The organism is Dickeya poaceiphila (genome assembly GCF_007858975.2).
GTDB lineage: Bacteria > Pseudomonadota > Gammaproteobacteria > Enterobacterales > Enterobacteriaceae > Dickeya > Dickeya poaceiphila.
Genome location: NZ_CP042220.2, coordinates 3,381,498 through 3,402,973, shown reverse-complemented (window position 1 = coordinate 3,402,973; position 21,476 = coordinate 3,381,498). Strand labels below are relative to the sequence as shown.

General features: G+C 50.2%; 13 protein-coding genes, 3 tRNA genes, 4 rRNA genes and 1 other annotated feature. Of the genes, 14 read left to right on the top strand and 6 right to left on the bottom strand.

All coding sequences use genetic code 11. The features are described from left to right. Positions 1 to 344 precede the first annotated feature (344 nt). Positions 345 to 524 (bottom strand): DUF2799 domain-containing protein, encoded by a 180-nt coding sequence (locus tag Dpoa569_RS19630; RefSeq protein ID WP_227983214.1) that lies wholly within the window; start codon positions 522 to 524, stop codon positions 345 to 347. Then, on the bottom strand, positions 463 to 714 hold the full coding sequence (locus tag Dpoa569_RS15190; RefSeq protein ID WP_227983225.1) for a hypothetical protein: 252 nt from the start codon (positions 712 to 714) through the stop codon (positions 463 to 465). The genes Dpoa569_RS19630 and Dpoa569_RS15190 overlap by 62 nt, the downstream gene beginning before the upstream one ends. 549 nt (positions 715 to 1,263) lie before the next feature. Here Dpoa569_RS15190 and Dpoa569_RS15185 point away from each other — a divergent pair. Both Dpoa569_RS15185 and tyrA read left to right on the top strand, forming a co-directional pair. Continuing rightward, entirely contained in the window at positions 1,264 to 2,328 is a 1,065-nt protein-coding gene (locus Dpoa569_RS15185) for a 3-deoxy-7-phosphoheptulonate synthase (protein ID WP_042872277.1), read from the top strand. Positions 2,329 to 2,340: 12 nt separating this feature from the next. Further along, entirely contained in the window at positions 2,341 to 3,462 is a 1,122-nt protein-coding gene (gene tyrA, locus Dpoa569_RS15180) for a bifunctional chorismate mutase/prephenate dehydrogenase (protein WP_042872275.1), read from the top strand. Between the two features lie 96 nt (positions 3,463 to 3,558). Here the strand turns inward: tyrA and pheA are convergent, their stop codons facing one another. Further along, positions 3,559 to 4,716, bottom strand: coding sequence for a bifunctional chorismate mutase/prephenate dehydratase (gene pheA / locus Dpoa569_RS15175; RefSeq protein ID WP_042872273.1), 1,158 nt, complete (start codon positions 4,714 to 4,716; stop codon positions 3,559 to 3,561). A gap of 22 nt (positions 4,717 to 4,738) precedes the next feature. Beyond that, positions 4,739 to 4,864 (bottom strand) — a sequence feature (Phe leader region). A gap of 255 nt (positions 4,865 to 5,119) precedes the next feature. On the opposite strand from pheA, the gene Dpoa569_RS15170 reads away from it, so the two are divergent. Then, positions 5,120 to 6,226, top strand: coding sequence for an ABC transporter substrate-binding protein (locus Dpoa569_RS15170; protein WP_042872271.1), 1,107 nt, complete (start codon positions 5,120 to 5,122; stop codon positions 6,224 to 6,226). 255 nt (positions 6,227 to 6,481) lie between these two features. Here Dpoa569_RS15170 and raiA read toward each other — a convergent pair whose 3' ends face one another. Next, positions 6,482 to 6,817, bottom strand: a complete 336-nt coding sequence (gene raiA / locus Dpoa569_RS15165) for a ribosome-associated translation inhibitor RaiA (RefSeq protein WP_042872270.1) — start codon at positions 6,815 to 6,817, stop codon at positions 6,482 to 6,484. A gap of 300 nt (positions 6,818 to 7,117) precedes the next feature. Next, complete coding sequence (gene bamD / locus Dpoa569_RS15160) at positions 7,118 to 7,852, bottom strand: outer membrane protein assembly factor BamD (RefSeq protein ID WP_042872267.1); 735 nt, start codon at positions 7,850 to 7,852, stop codon at positions 7,118 to 7,120. 134 nt (positions 7,853 to 7,986) lie between these two features. Between bamD and rluD the strand changes: the two genes are divergently transcribed. The 11 genes from rluD to Dpoa569_RS15105 all read left to right on the top strand — a co-directional run bounded on the left by rluD (position 7,987) and on the right by Dpoa569_RS15105 (position 19,944). Next, positions 7,987 to 8,964, top strand: a complete 978-nt coding sequence (rluD, locus tag Dpoa569_RS15155; RefSeq protein WP_042872266.1) for a 23S rRNA pseudouridine(1911/1915/1917) synthase RluD — start codon at positions 7,987 to 7,989, stop codon at positions 8,962 to 8,964. A gap of 19 nt (positions 8,965 to 8,983) precedes the next feature. After that, positions 8,984 to 9,709 carry a purine nucleoside phosphorylase YfiH gene (yfiH, locus tag Dpoa569_RS15150; protein ID WP_042874048.1) on the top strand — a complete coding sequence of 242 codons (726 nt, stop codon included), beginning with the start codon at positions 8,984 to 8,986 and terminating at the stop codon, positions 9,707 to 9,709. Positions 9,710 to 9,843: 134 nt separating this feature from the next. After that, positions 9,844 to 12,423 (top strand): ATP-dependent chaperone ClpB, encoded by a 2,580-nt coding sequence (clpB, locus tag Dpoa569_RS15145; protein WP_146411508.1) that lies wholly within the window; start codon positions 9,844 to 9,846, stop codon positions 12,421 to 12,423. A gap of 447 nt (positions 12,424 to 12,870) precedes the next feature. After that, positions 12,871 to 14,412: ribosomal RNA gene (locus tag Dpoa569_RS15140) — 16S ribosomal RNA — on the top strand. 68 nt (positions 14,413 to 14,480) lie between these two features. Then, a tRNA-Ile gene (locus Dpoa569_RS15135) sits at positions 14,481 to 14,557 on the top strand. Between the two features lie 108 nt (positions 14,558 to 14,665). Continuing rightward, positions 14,666 to 14,741, top strand: a tRNA-Ala gene (locus Dpoa569_RS15130). 167 nt (positions 14,742 to 14,908) lie between these two features. After that, positions 14,909 to 17,902, top strand: a 23S ribosomal RNA gene (locus Dpoa569_RS15125). A gap of 137 nt (positions 17,903 to 18,039) precedes the next feature. Next, positions 18,040 to 18,155 (top strand): 5S ribosomal RNA (gene rrf / locus Dpoa569_RS15120). A 14-nt stretch (positions 18,156 to 18,169) separates the two neighbouring features. Beyond that, a tRNA-Thr gene (locus Dpoa569_RS15115) sits at positions 18,170 to 18,245 on the top strand. Positions 18,246 to 18,287: 42 nt separating this feature from the next. Continuing rightward, a 5S ribosomal RNA gene (gene rrf / locus Dpoa569_RS15110) occupies positions 18,288 to 18,403 on the top strand. Together the 16S, 23S and 5S rRNA genes with 3 tRNA genes alongside form the textbook arrangement of a ribosomal RNA operon. A gap of 245 nt (positions 18,404 to 18,648) precedes the next feature. Next, the gene (locus Dpoa569_RS15105) at positions 18,649 to 19,944 is read left to right on the top strand and encodes an MFS transporter (RefSeq protein ID WP_042872418.1); all 1,296 of its coding nucleotides are present in this window, start codon (positions 18,649 to 18,651) and stop codon (positions 19,942 to 19,944) included. A 102-nt stretch (positions 19,945 to 20,046) separates the two neighbouring features. Here the strand turns inward: Dpoa569_RS15105 and pssA are convergent, their stop codons facing one another. After that, positions 20,047 to 21,402: a CDP-diacylglycerol--serine O-phosphatidyltransferase gene (pssA, locus tag Dpoa569_RS15100; protein WP_042872417.1), complete on the bottom strand. Its 1,356-nt coding sequence runs from the start codon at positions 21,400 to 21,402 to the stop codon at positions 20,047 to 20,049. Between the last annotated feature and the right edge of the window lie 74 nt (positions 21,403 to 21,476).

Here is a 21,476-nt window from a genome sequence, read left to right as displayed (position 1 = left end):
GATGAGGTCCTGTTTGCCAGCTTATTACGTGAATAAAAGCGGTGAATATCCGACCAAGGCAATGACGGCAATGCAAGATGAATGTGCGCGCCCGATTCCATTTCCATTTTGCACTAGTGTTTTGTTGCTTATCGTTATAGTTTTTTATCGTTATTATATAATGTTGTTTATTGTTGTCGGTGGGGGATTTGTCCGAAAGTTGTATCAGCAGGTAATAAAATAGATCGTATATCCAGGGAGTCCGATTATTAGAGCACCTGGATGACGGGCAAAGGGAATTGTAGACAGTTTGTAAAGGATAATCTGATGCTGATCAATGTGATATGGAGAGAGAAAAGGAATTATCAAGACGACCTGCCAGACAATTCATCCGCGGCTCGCTGCCATACATTTTTCAATGTTTCTGCGTCATTGACACCATCACAACTAGGTGGAAAGGGTTTTCCCGTTCGCCCCCAGGCTTCAATGTTGTCGTAGTGACACCACTCGATTTGACCAGCCCGGTATCCATCCAGAGTAAGCATGACGATCAACATCCAGGTTGCCGAACCATTCTGAAAGTGTTTCGTTATCTTTGACGATAAGGCCACTGGTAGCGTCTTTATATCCTGCCTCATACCAGAAATTCTGCTCATTTTTAGTTGCTGTCGTTAACGAAACAGGTTGGCATCCGGTAAGAAGCAACAATCCCATTAGTACAATACCGTTTCTCATGATTAAACCTGACCACACCTTCTGGATGAAGAAATACCACTCATATTACGCAATTCTTTGCTTTTTCTTTAATGATTTCATATAGCCAACTGCGACTACTCGAAATTTTCAGTCTGGTTTGTGAGGAGCATTATTTCTGGCATGTGGTAATGGTTTGTATATTTTTATTTACACTTTATTGTTCGGTACATACCCAGCGGTTTCAATGGGTTAATCAATGACGTGTTCACGATAAACCAGTTGCATGTGTTTACTGGTGATGACAAATATCACTGATAACAACATCTGGTATGCAACGTATTCCCAATTTACAGCCCTTCGTCTCTTTTCGGGGAGTGAGTGGCTACTGTTTCTTACTGTAACATCCAGCGCACGTGGGGCTGTTGGGTGTGGCGTATCTGCGTTGTGGTTTAGTGTTTTTTTGTGGTAGTAATTTTAACTTTACACTTATGGCTTGAAAAATTTACGGTCAATGTGTTAAGGTGAGACCAGTTACTGGTAATGACGATCGCTCCCTTATATACCAAAGGAACAAACAGGATCACCATCATGCAAAAAGACACGCTCAATAACATTAATATCAGTGCTGAACAGGTTCTTATCACTCCAGACGACCTGAAAGCCAAATTTCCGCTCAATGAGCCGGAACAGCGGGCGATTGCCCTATCGCGTAAAACTATTGCTGACATTATTCATGGCAACGACAAGCGTCTTCTGGTGGTGTGTGGCCCCTGTTCTATTCATGATACGGATGCTGCACTGGACTATGCGCGTCGTCTGCAATCCTTGTCAGCCGAATTGAGCGATCGGTTGTACATTGTCATGCGTGTCTACTTTGAGAAACCTCGTACCACTGTTGGTTGGAAGGGGCTGATCAATGATCCCTATATGGATGGTTCCTTTGATATGGAAGCGGGGCTGCACATCGCCCGTGATTTGCTGCTGAAGCTGGTGAATATGGGCCTACCGCTGGCGACCGAGGCGTTAGATCCCAATAGCCCGCAATACCTGGGAGATTTGTTCAGTTGGTCTGCTATCGGTGCCAGAACCACCGAATCCCAGACTCACCGTGAAATGGCCTCTGGGTTGTCTATGCCGGTGGGATTTAAGAACGGTACTGACGGTAGCCTGGGAACCGCTATCAATGCCATGAAAGCCGCATCAACGCCTCATCGTTTTGTTGGTATCAACCAGAGCGGTCAGGTTTGTTTATTGCAAACTCAGGGAAACCCAGATGGTCACGTAATCCTGCGTGGGGGAAAAACGCCGAACTACAGCGCGCAAGACGTAGCCGAATGTGAAAAACAGATGCGCGATGCAGGACTGAATCCAGCGCTGATGATAGATTGTAGCCACGGCAATTCCAACAAAGACTACCGTCGGCAGCCGCTGGTGGTGGAGTCCGTGATTGAGCAGATCAAGTCTGGTAACCGTTCTATTATTGGGCTGATGCTGGAGAGCCATATCCACGAAGGTAATCAGTCTTCCGAACAACCTCGCGCAGATATGCGTTACGGGGTGTCGGTGACGGATGCTTGTATCAGTTGGGAAAGTACAGAGACATTGTTGCGTTCGGTTCATCATGAACTGGGCGCACGAAGCGCCAATCAGTGAGGAGAAAAACAGATGGTCGCTGAACTGACCGCATTGCGTGATCAGATAGATGAGGTAGATAAAGCATTATTGGCACTGTTGTCACGTCGGCTACGCCTGGTGGCGGAAGTTGGTGAGGTGAAGAGTCGCTATGGTTTGCCAATTTATGCACCTGATCGAGAAGCAGCAATGCTGAGTTCACGACGCAAAGAGGCCGAAACATTAGGCGTTCCCCCGGATTTGATCGAGGATGTTCTGCGTCGGGTGATGCGGGAGTCTTACACCAGTGAGAATGACAAAGGGTTTAAAACGCTTTCGCCATCATTGCGTCCGATTGTGATCGTTGGGGGGCGTGGACAGATGGGGCGTCTGTTTGACAGGATGTTGACGCTGTCCGGCTATCAGGTCCGTATTCTGGAGCAAGATGACTGGCCACAAGCGGAAACTCTGCTGGCTGATGCTGGCATGGTGATTGTGAGTGTCCCGATCCATATAACTGAACAGGTCATTGCGCGTCTGCCTCGATTGCCTGATGATTGTATTCTGGTTGATCTGGCGTCTGTCAAGAATGGCCCGTTACAGGCAATGCTGGCGGCGCATCATGGTCCGGTGTTGGGTCTGCACCCGATGTTTGGCCCGGATATCGGCAGTCTGGCGAAACAAGTCGTTGTATATTGCGATGGACGTCAGCCGGAAGCTTATCAGTGGCTGCTGGAGCAGATTCAGGTGTGGGGAGCCAGGCTGCATCGATCCAGCGCCGTAGAACATGACCAGAATATGGCATTTATTCAGGCATTGCGCCATTTTGCAACCTTTGCTTATGGCCTGCATCTGGCGGAAGAGAATGTGCAGTTGGAACAGTTACTGGCACTTTCTTCGCCGATATACCGTCTTGAACTGGCGATGGTGGGGCGCTTATTTGCGCAAGACCCCCAGCTTTATGCTGATATCATCATGTCTTCTGGCAACAATCTTGCGTTGATCAAGCGTTACTACCAGCGTTTTGGCGAAGCAATTTCATTGCTGGAGGCGGGAGATAAAGCTGCCTTCGTCAGCAGCTTCAAGAAAGTCGAACACTGGTTTGGCGATTATTCCCGGCGATTTATGGCGGAAAGCCGTACTTTGCTGCGTCAGGCAAACGATATCCGACAGTAACGCCGGTCTGTTTACAAGCCACCATCCTGATGATGGTGGTTTTTTTTAATTATAAATAATGGGTTATGTGGCTTGGAGCTACCTGGCATGACACCGTTATGACGGCTCGACTGGCACCACATTTTCGCTGGGGTAACAACCCAATACTTTGAGTGACCGGGTAATAGCGGCCAGCCCGTGCAGTGCCTTGCGGGTATTGTCATTGCGCAGATTGGCCTGCACATCGATATAAAACATCTCTTCCCATGGATTGCCGTTTATCGGCCTTGATTCGAGTTTCGTCATCACGATGCCGTGTTCGCGTAGGACCAACAGCGCTTCCACCAGCGCACCAGATTGTTGCCCGGTTGCCATGATCAAGGTGGTTTTAGCTGGAACTTGCTCTGTTACTTCGATTGGTTTACGCGCCAGGACGATAAATCGTGTGATGTTTTGCGTTTGATTAGCCAGGTTATGTTCCAACACCTGCAACTGGTAAAGCATTCCGCCTGCTTCGCTGCCCAGTGCTGCCGCATGAGGTGAGTTGAGTTCAGCTACTTTTGCCATGGCGGCAGCAGTACTTTCACAATACTCGATTTTCCAGTGCGGGAATCGGTTGATAAAATTACTACATTGCTGAAAGGGCTGGGGGTGGCTGTAAACAGTCTGGATCTGGTCCAGTTGTGTATCCATGGCCACCAGTACGCAATGATCAATAGGTGTAGTCAACTCACCGACGATAGATAATCCAGTATACTGCAACAAGTCGTAAACATCGTTGATTGAACCTGAACTGGTATTCTCTATCGGCAGCACTGCGTAATCCGCCTGACCGGTTTCCACCAGACTGACAATATCCTGAAAGCGTTGGCAGCCACATTCAACAATATGATCAAAATGGCGAGCGGCGTATTGGCGTGCGGCTAAGTGTGAGTAAGAGCCTTTCGGGCCGAGAAAAGCGACGCGGGCGGAGTGAAGTCCGCCAGAGTTAAGATGTTGCTGCAGTAACGCCTGCTGGGTTAGAACGGAGTCTTCGATAATCAACTGGAACAGTCGAGTAATATAATGGCCGTCGAGTTGCCGTTTTTTACCTTCTTCAGCCAACCGGGACAGTAAATCCCGCTCACGTTCTTTATCGCGAATAGGACGATGAGAGTGCTGTTTGGCTCGCGCCACATCCAGCGCCAGTTCCCGCCGTTGCGCCAACAATTCGAGCAGTTGTATATCCAGCGCGGTAATGCGTTCGCGCAGCGCCAGTAGTGGATTATCGGTCATGGTATGTACCTGTTTGCTGTCCAATAAAAAAGCCCCCTTGGTTAGGGGGCTTTTTTGTTCGTCTTCGTATTCTTACTCACACGACAAAACGGCCCCCGCGGTGGGGAGAGTAAAGAAAAATACGAAGAAGAACAGTTGCGACATCATATCACCAAATCCTTATTGTTAATGCTTTTAAGGTAACGGTTGCCTTTTCATCCTGTCAACACAAAATCGCCGGCAGTGGTGAGTGATGTGGGAATTACCTGCCTGGCCGTGTACATAATGGCCGATATAAAAAGTACGTCCAGCGGCGTTGCTGTCTCTCTGAATTTATATTTCTGGTGTTTAATGAGAATTTTTATTATTTTTATTCGCCTTTATTGGTGTGTGGCGTTAGGCAGTTTAATATAGAGAGGGCAAGATGTTGTTCAGTATTTTCAGGGCTATAGTGTTACTCGGTTTATCTGTCATTAGCAGTGCGTCAATTGCCGCACACGTCACGATTAATGATGCTGCCGGTCGTAATGTTACTGTCGATGTACCGGTTAAGCGCGCCATACTGGGTTTTTATTTTGAAGACTACATGGCGGTTGGTGGCGACAAAGCTTTTGATCATGTCGTTGGCATCTCACGTGAAGCCTGGCGTGGCAAAGTGCCTGCCAACTGGGACATGTATGTAAAGCATCGCCCTTCTCTGGCGACGCTGCCTGATATTGGCGAAGTTGACCTGCATAACGTTTCGATTGAGAAATTAATTAGCCTGAATCCTGACGTGGTAATCCTGGCTAGCTGGCAATACCAGGCGCTGAAAGCTGAAGTTTCAACGCTTGAACAACTACACATTCCCGTCGTTGTGGTGGATTACAACGCCCAGACGGTAGCTCTGCATGTGAAATCGACGCAAATCTTTGGCCAATTGACCGGAAATAATGAGCGTGCCAACGAGATAGCTCATTTTTATCAAAGTAGTATCGAAGCTGTACAAGCGCGTATTGCTGCAGCCCATAAACCGAAACCCAAAGTGTACTTTGAATTCGGTAACCGTGGCCCGTCTGAATACTCCTTTACTTATGGCCAGAACATGTGGGGATCGATGCTGGATTTGGCCGGTGGAGACAATATTGCTGCACCCTACATTAAATTGTGGGGAATACTCAACCCAGAGCAAGTACTGAACAGCAAGCCGGATGCGGTTTTCTTCTCTGGTCGAGAAGATAATAAAGTGGCTGATGCCTTGCCAATGGGTGTTGGTGTGAGCAAGGTAGATTCTGAAGCGAAACTGCGTGGGTTCACTCAACGTGCTGGTTGGGCAGATTTTCCGGCAGTGAAAAATAACCGGGTGTTCGCTGTGTATCAGGGCGCTTCGCGCACATTGTCTGATTTTGCCATGGTGCAGTTTATTGCTAAATCGCTCTACCCTGAGTTGTTCCAGAATGTTGATCCGGTAAAAAATTACCTCGATTATTACCGTAAATATCTGCCGGTGGTTCCGCAGGGCACCTTCGCCATTTCACTGGAAAAACCTTAACCATGGTCTAAGGAGCCGTCAAGACATCTTGAAGGGTGGATAAAATGTAGGGGCTGGCTGAAGAGTTTGTGCCAGAACTTGAGAATCAGGCATAGAAGCGCGAACTTACTTTTAGTGGAACACTAAGTAGCTCGCCACCTTCCATGCCTGTTTTTATTTATGACAAGCCCTTCAGGTTCCACGGCTTGTTCCAGGCAACGTACAGAATTTTTCACCAACAATAAAAGAAATGGTGATTTCGTTATCGTGCCCTTGTTATTCCTCTGAAGCCTGCAAGTTTACATCTTTGATACCAGTGTCGGCACGGCGGGCTTCACCCTTGTGCTGGACTTTATTCAACTGCCGTTCTAGTTTTGCGATCAGTTCATTGACGGCAGCATACATATCTTCGTGTTTGGCGCTGGCCACCAGTGGGCCGTTAGGCGTGCTAATGGTGGCGTCTGCCACAAAACCTTGCGGTTCTTTGGACAGGATAATATGCGGATTAATTAACTGAACCTGCCATTTATCCAGTTTGGTGAGACGGTCTTCGACATGCTGACGTATTGCGGGGGTAATATCCATTTGCTTGCTGGTAATGTTGATAGTCATAAAAACTTACCTCTCTGCCTTTTCCGTCTTGGGTGATTTCAGCATACCCTTGACTAATGCAAAGTGGGTGATTTTGATCACTGTTTTGGGTCACTTTTTCGTCACATGAATTGATTTGTGAGCCGCTTTGGGAAACTGACGCGGCAAGCTTGTAGCCTCATCAGGGCTGTGCCATTATCTATTGGATGTATTGGCGGGATTATTCGTTTAAAGCTAGGGTGACCGGCTATACAAAGAAAAAGCGGCAACCGAAGTTGCCGTGGTAATAAGAGTTCGTGGTAAAAGCGTTAAGGTATTTCCTCATGCAGCGGGATTGGCGGCGATGATTTTGGCAACCTTGTCAGCCTGTCCATTCAGTTGCAATTCCCGGTAGGCGTTTTCCATCAACGGCAGTGCAGTTCGTGTTGCCTGCGTGTCTGGATAGTCCTTCAACATTTGCTCTACACGGTTAACCACCGCAACATAAGCACCGCGTTTCGTGTAATACTGTGCGACAGAGAGTTCATATTTAGCCAGACGTTCTTTCAGGAATGCCAGGCGTTTGCTGGTGTCCGTGGCATACTGGCTATTCGGGTAGCCTTGAAGCAACTGGTTAAATGCCTTGAACGCTGAACGAGCATACTGAGGATCACGGTCTGAACGATCAACGCCGAAGAAGCCTTGTAAGGCGCTGTCATCCTGCGCCATGTTGGTCAGCCCACGCATATAGAGGACATAATCCACGTTTGGATGCGTCGGGTTCAGGCGGATGAAGCGATCAATCGACGCCTGAGCCAACGGCAACTCAGCGGATTTGTAATAGGCGTAAATCAGGTCCAGTTGAACTTGTTGGGAATACGGGCCGAATGGATAACGGTTATCCAGTGCTTCCAACTGCTTGATGGCTGCTTTAAAGTTGCCGTCCTGCAGTTTCTCCTGGGCGGTAGCATACAGTTCTGATGGTGGACGGTCAGGTACCGCATCTTTGGAATTGGAGCAACCAGCCAGCGTCAGGCTCAACGTGGCAGCAGCCACCAGGTATTTCATACGCGTCATGACGATTTGATTATCCTCAGAGTGTTTTTCCGGGAGACTGTCCGTTAAGCTCCCCGATTAAGACCAAATACAATGGTACATTATTTTAAACGGCATCGCCGTTAAAACCCAACGTTAATAAGAAGCAGCATACTATGTCCCAACAAGTACAACTCACCGCGACGGTGGCCGAATCTCAACTTGGACAACGTTTAGATCAGGCTTTGGCCGAATTGTTCCCAGATTATTCGCGTTCTCGTATAAAAACGTGGATTTTGGAACAACGGGTACAGATTAACGGCAATATGGTCGACAGACCAAAAGAGAAAGTGCTTGGTGGAGAGTCCGTTGCCATTGATGCTCTTATCGAGGAAGAGGTTCGCTGGGAAGCACAGCCGATTGCACTGGATATTGTTTATGACGATGGCGATATCCTGGTGATTAACAAACCGCGCGATCTGGTAGTGCACCCTGGTGCCGGTAACCCTGATGGTACGGTGCTGAACGCACTGTTGCACTATTATCCGGCTATTGTCGATGTACCGCGAGCTGGCATTGTCCACCGCCTGGATAAGGATACCACCGGGTTGATGGTGGTGGCTAAAACCGTACCGGCCCAGACCAGACTGGTCGAGTCGTTGCAGGCGCGTGAAATTACTCGTGAATATGAAGCGGTAGCTATCGGCACCATGACTGCGGGCGGTACAGTAGATGAACCCATTGCGCGTCACGCTACCAAACGCACGCACATGGCGGTCCATCCGATGGGTAAACCAGCCGTGACACACTATCGCATCATGGAGCATTTTCGTGCGCATACCCGCCTGCGTTTGCGCTTGGAAACAGGCAGAACCCATCAAATTCGCGTCCACATGGCACACATCAACCATCCACTGGTGGGGGACCCACTGTATGGTGGTCGTCCTCGTTTGCCCAAAGGCGCTTCTGAGGTATTTATCGAGACGCTGCGCAATTTCGATCGTCAGGCGTTACACGCCACTATGCTGCGGCTTTATCATCCTATCAGCGGCATTGAGATGGAGTGGCACGCACCTTTGCCGCAGGATATGGTAGAACTGATAGCCGCGCTAAAAGCGGATACCGACGAGTTCAAAGACCAACTTGACTGGTGATGACATGTCGTTTGACAGCATGATGTTAATCCCCGACTGGCCTGCTCCCGCGGCGGTCCGGGCCTGCACCACCACTCGTCTTGGCGGTGTTAGTGGTGTGCCATATGACTCGTTCAATTTGGGTAATCATGTGGGGGATTCTCCGCTGCATGTGCAGGACAACCGGCAACGTCTGGTCACTATGGCCAGATTGCCGGTTATGCCGCATTGGCTTGAGCAGGTACATGGCACACAGGTGATTAACCTTGATGAAGCTGCGCCTGATTCGCTGGTGGGTGATGCGGCTTATACCACCCGTCAGGATAGGGTATGCGCGGTGATGACTGCGGATTGTCTGCCGGTCCTGTTCTGTTCCACTGATGGTGGTGAGGTAGCGGCGGCGCACGCTGGCTGGCGTGGTTTACAAGCGGGTGTATTGGAGCAGACACTACGCCATTTCCATGCCCATCCGACTGAAATTATGGCGTGGATGGGACCAGCTATCGGTCCGCGACAGTTTGAAGTTGGGGCAGAGGTTCGCGAGGCTTTTTTGCGAGTTGACCCCGTTGCCGATTGCGCTTTTGTTCCCCGTAATGGTAAATTCCTCGCCGATATTTATCAGCTGGCCCGTTTGCGTTTACAGGCCGCTGGCGTCAGCCAGGTGTTCGGTGGTGAGTACTGTACGGTCAGCGATTCGAGCCGCTTTTTCTCCTATCGGCGTGATGGTGTGACCGGACGTATGGCAACTTTGATTTGGCTGATATAACCTATTGAATTAAGACGATCCGGAGGATTAACGTTTTTCCTTCTATTATTACTGGCAAAATAATCTTGAATTTTTGAGGGATGACCTCATTTAATCTCCAGTAGCAATTTTGACCAGTATGTATGGGAGGAGTTATGCGTCTGGATCGTCTTACCAACAAATTCCAGCTTGCCCTCGCTGATGCCCAATCCCTCGCCCTTGGGCGGGATCATCAATTCATTGAACCGCTGCATTTGATGAGTGCCCTTTTGAATCAGGAAGGGGGGACAGTCAGTCCATTACTGACGGCTGCCGGGGCGAATGTCAGCCGTCTGAAAAATGAAATTGAACAGGCAATCAGTCGATTACCACAGGTGGAGGGTACCGGTGGTGATGTTCAACCGTCCAGTGAGCTGGTTCGAACGCTTAATATCTGCGACAAGTTGGCGCAGAAAAAAGGCGACACATTCATTTCTTCAGAATTATTTGTACTTGCGGCATTTGAGTCGCGCGGTGCGGTGGGGGATCTGCTAAAGTCTGCAGGAGCTACACAGCAAAACGTGTCTCAGGCCATTGAGCACGTTCGCGGCGGACAGCAAGTTAACGAGCAGAGCGCTGAAGATCAGCGTCAGGCACTGAAGAAATTCACGATTGATCTCACCGAGCGGGCTGAACAAGGCAAGCTAGACCCGGTCATTGGTCGTGATGAAGAAATTCGCCGAACTATCCAGGTGTTGCAACGCAGAACCAAGAATAACCCGGTTTTGATTGGTGAGCCTGGGGTTGGGAAAACCGCGATTGTTGAAGGATTAGCACAGCGTATCGTCAATGGCGAAGTTCCTGAAGGGCTGAAGAATAAACGCGTGTTGGCGCTTGATATGGGGGCGCTGGTAGCGGGAGCTAAATACCGTGGTGAGTTTGAAGAACGTCTGAAAGGCGTCTTGAACGATCTGTCCAAACAGGAAGGCAGTGTCATTCTCTTTATCGATGAATTGCATACCATGGTGGGAGCCGGCAAGGCTGACGGTGCGATGGATGCAGGCAACATGCTTAAGCCTGCGCTGGCGCGCGGCGAGTTGCACTGCGTAGGAGCGACAACGCTGGATGAATACCGCCAGTTTATTGAAAAAGATGCTGCGCTTGAGCGCCGTTTTCAGAAAGTGTTTGTCGCTGAACCGACGGTTGAAGATACCATCGCTATTCTGCGCGGTTTGAAAGAGCGATATGAATTACATCACCATGTGCAAATCACTGATCCGGCGATTGTTGCGGCCGCTATGTTGTCACATCGATATATCTCTGATCGGAAATTACCAGATAAAGCGATCGATCTGATTGATGAAGCCGCATCCAGCATCCGTATGCAGATAGACTCCAAGCCAGAACCGTTAGACCGCCTTGAGCGCCGAATTATCCAGTTAAAACTGGAACAACAGGCGTTGAAGAAAGAGTCTGATGAAGCCAGTTTGAAACGTCTGGAGATTCTGAATGCTGAGTTGGAGCAGAAAGAGCGCGAATACTCAAAACTGGAAGAAGAGTGGAAAGCTGAAAAAGCGTCGTTGACCGGTACGCAAAACATTAAAGCAGCGCTGGAACAGGCAAAAATCTCCCTGGAGCAGGCAAGACGTCAGGGAGATTTAGGTCGAATGTCGGAATTACAATACGGCAAAATTCCTGAACTGGAGAAACAGCTTGCTGCTGCTACACAGGTTGAAGGTAAAACTATGCATCTGCTGCGTAATCGGGTAACGGATGCTGAGATTGCCGAGGTTCTTGCTCGCTGGACCGGTATTCCTGTTTCACGGATGCTGGAAAGTGAGCGGGAAAAATTACTGCGTATGGAGCAGGAACTGCATCAGCGGGTGATTGGGCAGAATGAAGCGGTTGAAGCTGTCGCTAATTCTATTCGACGCAGTCGTGCTGGGCTGTCGGATCCCAATCGTCCAATCGGCTCGTTTTTGTTCCTAGGGCCGACGGGGGTGGGTAAAACCGAGTTATGCAAGACGCTGGCATCGTTCTTGTTCGATAGCGATGACGCAATGGTGCGTATTGATATGTCCGAATTTATGGAAAAACATTCGGTTTCTCGGCTGGTCGGGGCGCCTCCAGGATATGTCGGTTATGAAGAGGGGGGATATCTGACCGAAGCGGTACGTCGTCGCCCTTATTCTGTCATCTTGCTGGATGAAGTGGAAAAAGCGCATCCCGATGTGTTCAATATTCTGTTGCAGGTGCTGGATGATGGCCGCCTGACTGACGGGCAAGGCCGCACGGTGGATTTTCGCAATACAGTGGTTATCATGACATCAAACTTGGGATCGGATCTCATTCAGGAACGATTTGGCGAAATGAATTACAGCCAGATGCGTGACATGGTGTTAGGTGTTGTTAGCCATCATTTCCGCCCGGAGTTCATTAATCGTATTGATGAAGTTGTCGTATTCCATCCGTTAGGCCAAAGCCACATTACATCAATTGCGCAAATTCAACTGCAGCGCCTTTACAAGCGAATGGAAGAACGGGGTTATACAGTGTCTATCTCTGATGCAGCGCTGGAGTTGCTCGGCAAATCAGGTTTTGACCCCGTATATGGTGCCCGTCCACTGAAACGAGCTATCCAGCAGATGATCGAAAACCCGCTGTCTCAGCAGATATTGTCTGGTGACCTGGTGCCTGGAAAATCAGTTACTTTAGATGTAGATGTAAAAAACGAAACCATCGTTGCTCGCCAGTAACGAGTGTTTTTTAATGTCGAACCCCGGCTGATGCTGGGGTTTGTTTTTTTTATCGCCATTATGAGCAAGGGGTAACCATAAAATGGTGTTTTGGTTTAAAAAATGAGCCCTTGCGTTTTTTTTTGAAAATTACACTTGTCAGGCCGGAATAACTCCCTATAATGCGCCTCCACTGACACGGCAACGGCGACACGCCAGCGCAGTTTCAGCAGGAAATCAGGTACGTATCGCTTGACTTCCTGTCGGGAAAGCATAATATATGCGACCCGCGACCACGGTAAGTGGCGCTGCTCTTTAACAATCAATCAGACAATCTGTGTGGGCACTCGCAGGACACTTCACTAAAACTATTTAGTGAAAGTCTTGAAGAGTGACAACAGTTAATTCATTACGAAGTAACAGTAAATTCTTTGAGCACGGTTTTCTTCGGAAAACACATCAAACTTTAAATTGAAGAGTTTGATCATGGCTCAGATTGAACGCTGGCGGCAGGCCTAACACATGCAAGTCGGGCGGTAGCACAAAGGAGCTTGCTCCTTGGGTGACGAGCGGCGGACGGGTGAGTAATGTCTGGGAAACTGCCTGATGGAGGGGGATAACTACTGGAAACGGTAGCTAATACCGCATAACGTCGCAAGACCAAAGAGGGGGACCTTAGGGCCTCTTGCCATCGGATGTGCCCAGATGGGATTAGCTAGTAGGTGGGGTAAAGGCTCACCTAGGCGACGATCCCTAGCTGGTCTGAGAGGATGACCAGCCACACTGGAACTGAGACACGGTCCAGACTCCTACGGGAGGCAGCAGTGGGGAATATTGCACAATGGGGGAAACCCTGATGCAGCCATGCCGCGTGTGTGAAGAAGGCCTTCGGGTTGTAAAGCACTTTCAGCGGGGAGGAAGGGGGCAGGCTTAATACGTCTGTTCATTGACGTTACCCGCAGAAGAAGCACCGGCTAACTCCGTGCCAGCAGCCGCGGTAATACGGAGGGTGCAAGCGTTAATCGGAATGACTGGGCGTAAAGCGCACGCAGGCGGTCTGTTAAGTTGGATGTGAAATCCCCGGGCTCAACCTGGGAACTGCATTCAAAACTGACAGGCTGGAGTCTCGTAGAGGGGGGTAGAATTCCAGGTGTAGCGGTGAAATGCGTAGAGATCTGGAGGAATACCGGTGGCGAAGGCGGCCCCCTGGACGAAGACTGACGCTCAGGTGCGAAAGCGTGGGGAGCAAACAGGATTAGATACCCTGGTAGTCCACGCTGTAAACGATGTCGATTTGGAGGTTGTGGTCCTGAACCGTGGCTTCCGGAGCTAACGCGTTAAATCGACCGCCTGGGGAGTACGGCCGCAAGGTTAAAACTCAAATGAATTGACGGGGGCCCGCACAAGCGGTGGAGCATGTGGTTTAATTCGATGCAACGCGAAGAACCTTACCTACTCTTGACATCCAGAGAAGACTGCAGAGATGCGGTTGTGCCTTCGGGAGCTCTGAGACAGGTGCTGCATGGCTGTCGTCAGCTCGTGTTGTGAAATGTTGGGTTAAGTCCCGCAACGAGCGCAACCCTTATCCTTTGTTGCCAGCACTTCGGGTGGGAACTCAGGGGAGACTGCCGGTGATAAACCGGAGGAAGGTGGGGATGACGTCAAGTCATCATGGCCCTTACGAGTAGGGCTACACACGTGCTACAATGGCGTATACAAAGAGAAGCGACCTCGCGAGAGCAAGCGGACCTCATAAAGTACGTCGTAGTCCGGATTGGAGTCTGCAACTCGACTCCATGAAGTCGGAATCGCTAGTAATCGTAGATCAGAATGCTACGGTGAATACGTTCCCGGGCCTTGTACACACCGCCCGTCACACCATGGGAGTGGGTTGCAAAAGAAGTAGGTAGCTTAACCTTCGGGAGGGCGCTTACCACTTTGTGATTCATGACTGGGGTGAAGTCGTAACAAGGTAACCGTAGGGGAACCTGCGGTTGGATCACCTCCTTACCGAGTAGAAGTGCCTGCGTGGTGTCCACACAGATTGTCTGATGAAGTAACGAGCAGTAAAACCTTATAGGCTTGTAGCTCAGGTGGTTAGAGCGCACCCCTGATAAGGGTGAGGTCGGTGGTTCAAGTCCACTCAGGCCTACCAACTCTATTTATCCTTGAAATGTTCGATGGCGGCGCAGCGTGTGTGCAGGGTGCGTGATGTGTTGAACCTTTCGACGGCTAAGCGGGTTGACAAGGTTGATGCATCTATGGGGCTATAGCTCAGCTGGGAGAGCGCCTGCTTTGCACGCAGGAGGTCTGCGGTTCGATCCCGCATAGCTCCACCATTTACGAATGACTTCAGAGTGTACTGGAAACAGTATGCTGCGAAGTATTCTGCTCTTTAACAATCCGGAACAAGCTGAAAAATTGAAACGACGGCATGTGAGTGAGAATTCATGTGTTGTTCGAGTCTCTCAATATACCTGCATCCCGAGACACTTTCGGGTTGTGAGGTTAAGCGACTAAGCGTACACGGTGGATGCCTAGGCAGTCAGAGGCGATGAAGGGCGTGCTAATCTGCGAAAAGCGTCGGCAAGGTGATATGAGCCGTTATACCCGACGATACCCGAATGGGGAAACCCAGTGTGACTCGTCACACTATCATTAACTGAATTCATAGGTTAATGAAGCGAACCGGGGGAACTGAAACATCTCAGTACCCCGAGGAAAAGAAATCAACCGAGATTCCCCCAGTAGCGGCGAGCGAACGGGGAGGAGCCCAGAACCTGAATCGGCTTGTGTGTCAGTGGAAGCGTCTGGAAAGTCGCACGATACAGGGTGAGAGTCCCGTACACGAAGGTGCACAGGTCGTGAGTTCGATGAGTAGGGCGGGACACGTGGTATCCTGTCTGAACATGGGGGGACCATCCTCCAAGGCTAAATACTCCTGACTGACCGATAGTGAACCAGTACCGTGAGGGAAAGGCGAAAAGAACCCCGGCGAGGGGAGTGAAAGAGAACCTGAAACCGTGTACGTACAAGCAGTGGGAGCACCTTTAGGGTGTGACTGCGTACCTTTTGTATAATGGGTCAGCGACTTATATTCTGTAGCAAGGTTAACCGCATAGGGGAGCCGCAGGGAAACCGAGTCTTAACTGGGCGTTAAGTTGCAGGGTATAGACCCGAAACCCGGTGATCTAGCCATGGGCAGGTTGAAGGTTGGGTAACACTAACTGGAGGACCGAACCGACTAATGTTGAAAAATTAGCGGATGACTTGTGGCTGGGGGTGAAAGGCCAATCAAACCGGGAGATAGCTGGTTCTCCCCGAAAGCTATTTAGGTAGCGCCTCGTGAAGTCATCTTCGGGGGTAGAGCACTGTTTCGGCTAGGGGGCCATCCCGGCTTACCAACCCGATGCAAACTGCGAATACCGAAGAATGTTATCACGGGAGACACACGGCGGGTGCTAACGTCCGTCGTGAAGAGGGAAACAACCCAGACCGCCAGCTAAGGTCCCCAAGTCATGGTTAAGTGGGAAACGATGTGGGAAGGCCCAGACAGCCAGGATGTTGGCTTAGAAGCAGCCATCATTTAAAGAAAGCGTAATAGCTCACTGGTCGAGTCGGCCTGCGCGGAAGATGTAACGGGGCTAAAACCATGCACCGAAGCTGCGGCAGCGAACGTATCACCCAAGACAACTTTGCGGAGTTGAATGACGATTGACGGAGCGACGCGACGTCAATGCGTCCACAACGTCGAGTTGGCTTAGGGATACGTTCGTTGGGTAGGGGAGCGTTCTGTAAGCCGTTGAAGGTGGACTGTGAGGTCTGCTGGAGGTATCAGAAGTGCGAATGCTGACATAAGTAACGATAATGCGGGTGAAAAACCCGCACGCCGGAAGACCAAGGGTTCCTGTCCAACGTTAATCGGGGCAGGGTGAGTCGACCCCTAAGGCGAGGCTGAAAAGCGTAGTCGATGGGAAACAGGTTAATATTCCTGTACTGGGTGTGACTGCGAAGGGGGGACGGAGAAGGCTATGTCATCCGGGCGACGGTTGTCCCGGTTTAAGCGTGCAGGTGGGTGGACCAGGCAAATCCGGTCTGCTGTGAACACTGAGGCGTGATGACGAGGCACTACGGTGCTGAAGTGACAGATGCCCTGCTTCCAGGAAAAGCCTCTAAGCATCAGGTGACATTCAATCGTACCCCAAACCGACACAGGTGGTCAGGTAGAGAATACTCAGGCGCTTGAGAGAACTCGGGTGAAGGAACTAGGCAAAATGGTGCCGTAACTTCGGGAGAAGGCACGCTCCTGTGGGTGAAGTCCCTTGCGGATGGAGCTGACGGGAGTCGCAGATACCAGCTGGCTGCAACTGTTTAATAAAAACACAGCACTGTGCAAACACGAAAGTGGACGTATACGGTGTGACGCCTGCCCGGTGCCGGAAGGTTAATTGATGGGGTTATCCGTAAGGAGAAGCTCTTGATCGAAGCCCCGGTAAACGGCGGCCGTAACTATAACGGTCCTAAGGTAGCGAAATTCCTTGTCGGGTAAGTTCCGACCTGCACGAATGGCGTAATGATGGCCAGGCTGTCTCCACCCGAGACTCAGTGAAATTGAACTCGCTGTGAAGATGCAGTGTACCCGCGGCAAGACGGAAAGACCCCGTGAACCTTTACTATAGCTTGACACTGAACCTTGAACCTTGATGTGTAGGATAGGTGGGAGGCTGTGAAGTGTGGACGCCAGTCTGCATGGAGCCGACCTTGAAATACCACCCTTTAATGTTTGATGTTCTAACCTGGGCCCGTAATCCGGGCCGGGGACAGTGTCTGGTGGGTAGTTTGACTGGGGCGGTCTCCTCCCAAAGCGTAACGGAGGAGCACGAAGGTTAGCTAATCCTGGTCGGACATCAGGAGGTTAGTGCAAAGGCATAAGCTAGCTTGACTGCGAGAGTGACGGCTCGAGCAGGTGCGAAAGCAGGTCTTAGTGATCCGGTGGTTCTGAATGGAAGGGCCATCGCTCAACGGATAAAAGGTACTCCGGGGATAACAGGCTGATACCGCCCAAGAGTTCATATCGACGGCGGTGTTTGGCACCTCGATGTCGGCTCATCACATCCTGGGGCTGAAGTAGGTCCCAAGGGTATGGCTGTTCGCCATTTAAAGTGGTACGCGAGCTGGGTTTAGAACGTCGTGAGACAGTTCGGTCCCTATCTGCCGTGGGCGTTGGAAGATTGAGGGGGGTTGCTCCTAGTACGAGAGGACCGGAGTGAACGCACCGCTGGTGTTCGGGTTGTCATGCCAATGGCACTGCCCGGTAGCTACGTGCGGAAGAGATAACCGCTGAAAGCATCTAAGCGGGAAACTTGCCCCGAGATGAGTCTTCCCTGGGAACGTGATTCCCCGGAAGGGACGTTCGAGACGAGGACGTTGATAGGCTGGGTGTGTAAGCGTAGTGATACGTTGAGCTAACCAGTACTAATGACCCGAGAGGCTTAACCTTACAACACCGAAGGTGTTTTGGAGAGAGACGGAAAGTCGAGTCAGCTTGTTCGAGGATTGGATGGCGTGGTGTGCGGCAAACAGAGAGCACACGGCGACATGAAGGATGATGACGTTGAAAGACGTTGAAAGAATTTGCCTGGCGGCGATAGCGCGGTGGTCCCACCTGACCCCATGCCGAACTCAGAAGTGAAACGCCGTAGCGCCGATGGTAGTGTGGGGTCTCCCCATGCGAGAGTAGGGAACTGCCAGGCATCAAATTTTGTGTGCTGATATGGCTCAGTTGGTAGAGCGCACCCTTGGTAAGGGTGAGGTCCCCAGTTCGACTCTGGGTATCAGCACCAGTTGTTTTAAGTGACGTTCGGCAAACTGAATAAAAGAATTTGTCTGGCGGCGAGAGCGCGGTGGTCCCACCTGACCCCATGCCGAACTCAGAAGTGAAACGCCGTAGCGCCGATGGTAGTGTGGGGTCTCCCCATGCGAGAGTAGGGAACTGCCAGACATCAAACGAAAACAAAAGGCCCGTTCGAAAGAGCGGGCCTTTTGTTTTATCTGTTGTTTGTCGGTGAATACTCTGCAGCGGCTCACAGGGGACGGATAGGGTACCCACCATAAAGCTGTCGTATCGTGGCCCTCAGCTTAAATAATGACATGAGCTGATTAGTTTTTGCCTGAATCATCGAGCCTGTTTTATTGTGTCTGCTATAAAAGAGCTATTGCATAACAGACGGGAAGGGTAGATCACACATGGTGAATACAATAAAGCCACAGGATGGAGTTACGACAAATAGCACACACCAGCGTATCTGGGCAATCGTTGGCGCCTCATCCGGGAATTTGGTTGAATGGTTTGATTTTTACGTTTATTCGTTTTGCTCCCTATACTTCGCTCATATCTTTTTTCCGACCGGTAATAGCACGACACAATTGTTACAAACAGCAGGTGTTTTTGCGGCTGGGTTTCTCATGCGCCCTATCGGAGGTTGGTTGTTTGGCTATATCGCCGATAAATATGGTCGTAAAAAATCGATGCTGACATCGGTGTGCATGATGTGCCTGGGATCGCTGGTAATAGCCTGCTTGCCCGGCTATGCAACGATTGGAGTTTGGGCTCCCTTGTTATTACTGATAGCTCGTTTGTTTCAGGGGTTGTCAGTAGGCGGAGAATACGGAACCAGTGCAACGTATATGAGCGAAGTGGCACTGGAAGGACGCAAGGGATTTTATGCCTCTTTTCAGTATGTAACGCTAATCGGTGGCCAGTTACTGGCGTTACTGGTTGTAGTGATACTACAGCACCTACTCTCTGATACAGAGCTGCGTTCATGGGGCTGGCGTATTCCCTTTATCTTAGGCGCCGCTCTGGCTGTGGTCGCGTTGTTCTTGCGTCATTCGCTTAATGAAACCTCTGCGAGTGAAACCCGTGCACGCAAGGATGCCGGGTCATTAAGAGGGCTGTGGCACAATCGTAATGCTTTTATCATGGTGCTGGGATTTACTGCTGGAGGTTCATTGAGCTTCTATACCTACACCACCTATATGCAGAAATACCTGGTGAATACCGCCGGGCTGAGCGCCAAGTCTGCTAGTGGATTGATGACGCTGGCTCTGTTCATTTTCATGCTGTTGCAGCCTGTGTTTGGCGCACTGTCCGATAAAATTGGTCGCCGCAGTTCTATGTTGCTTTTTGGCGCGCTATCGGCGTTATTGACGGTACCGATTTTGTCTACTCTGCAAGGTGTGAGCAACCCGGTTATCGCATTTATGCTGGTGATATTGGCTCTGGTGATAGTGAGTTTTTATACTTCGATTAGCGGCATTCTTAAGGCAGAAATGTTTCCTCCGGAGGTGCGGGCGTTGGGCGTCGGGTTGTCTTACGCCGTGGCGAATGCCTTGTTTGGCGGTTCTGCTGAGTACGTTGCATTGTCGTTGAAATCGTTGGGTACGGAAGAGTCATTTTTTTGGTATGTTTCACTGATGAGTGCGCTAGCGTTTCTGGTTTCTCTTGGGTTGCACCATAAAGGGAAGGGCGAAAAGCTCTAGTGATGTGCTGCCACCATAAACAATAGCCGGTCGTCGCACCGGCTATGTCTCAGGTTAAATCCTTCCTGCTCCATCCACTACCTTGTGGCTGGCTGTTGACAGTTACAAAATCCGACTAATCAGGCGATCAATGCGGATGCGGCGCAGGCGGCGAATAAGCTTGCGTACTTTTACCGGATATTGCGCAATGCTTTGCAATTGCTGGTAGTGAGTGATGATTTGGGTATGGGTACGAATGCATTCCAGTTCCTGCTGGCGTTGCGTTTGCAAAACCTGCTGCGGATCATGAATCAGAATGGCGTTTTCTAAATCCAGCCGCCAGGCGCGGGGGTTGAGGTTGTTTCCAGTCAGCAATTGCCATTCATTGTCCACCCACATGCCTTTCAGGTGGAAGCTGTTGTCACCGTCTTTCCACAGGCGTACCACCAGTTGGTTACTATCGATATATTTTTGCAGGCGGCTCAGGAAACGGCGCAGATTGATTTCATACAGATAAGGTAGCGCACCGATAATTCGGAACGGCTGATCTTCAGGAATAAAAAAGTCGTTTGCCGTTTTGTCGCCGATGATAATTTCGATCTGCTTGCCGGTACGTAGCAGGTGGATGATATTGCGCACCAACAAGGCTGGTAGATTGAAGTACGGGGTGCAAATGACCAACTGCTGCTCAGCACAGTACATCAGATGGTGAATGGTCCGATTCAGTGGACTCTGTTTACCCAGTCCGACCAGCGGCGTTACCGCCAGCTGGCTGTTGTTCTCTCCGATGCCTGGTAGCAGATACGTTGCTGAGCGTAGCGACTGGCGAAACTGACGGATATCATTTTTGATATCGATAGTTTTAGGTCGGGATGAACGGTCAAGTCGCTGTACTGCAGATGCAGCTAATAAATCTTGTACATAACCCGTCATGACATTAGCCAGTACAGGGTTATGAATGAGCTGATAGCGGTCGTATCGGTACTTTTCATGTTGATGCAGGTAGACATCATTCAGACTGGCGCCGCTGTAGAGCACTGTGTCATCAATGATAAAGCCTTTCAGATGTAGCACACCTAATGCTTCGCGTGTATTGACAGGAATGCCGTAAATTGGAATCTGTGCATCATCGTACTGTTGCGCCATTTCGTAGTACCAGTCGGCGTTGGTGCTGTCGGCGGCAACGCCGATGCGTCCACGCTGGGCGCGATGCCAATCAACCAGTATGCCGATCTCCAGCTCTGGGCATTGGCGTTTGGCCTGATAAAGTGCAGACAGAATGCCTTCGCCGCCATCATCATGTTCCAGATACAGCGCCACCAGATAGATGCGCTTTTTGGCCTGCAAAATCTGTTTTGTCAGCGTGGTGCGAAAAAGCGACGGACTATGAAGCGTCTGGACATCATCGGCAGACTGAGGGATTTTAGGCAGTTGTGCAAGGTGTTGTTGATATTTCGTACGCTTTAGTTTTGACAACATCACAGTGCGATTCTTCTCTCATCGTGGAATGACCGCGAGGTCATGAAATACATTAAGGCATAGCCGAATCGGGC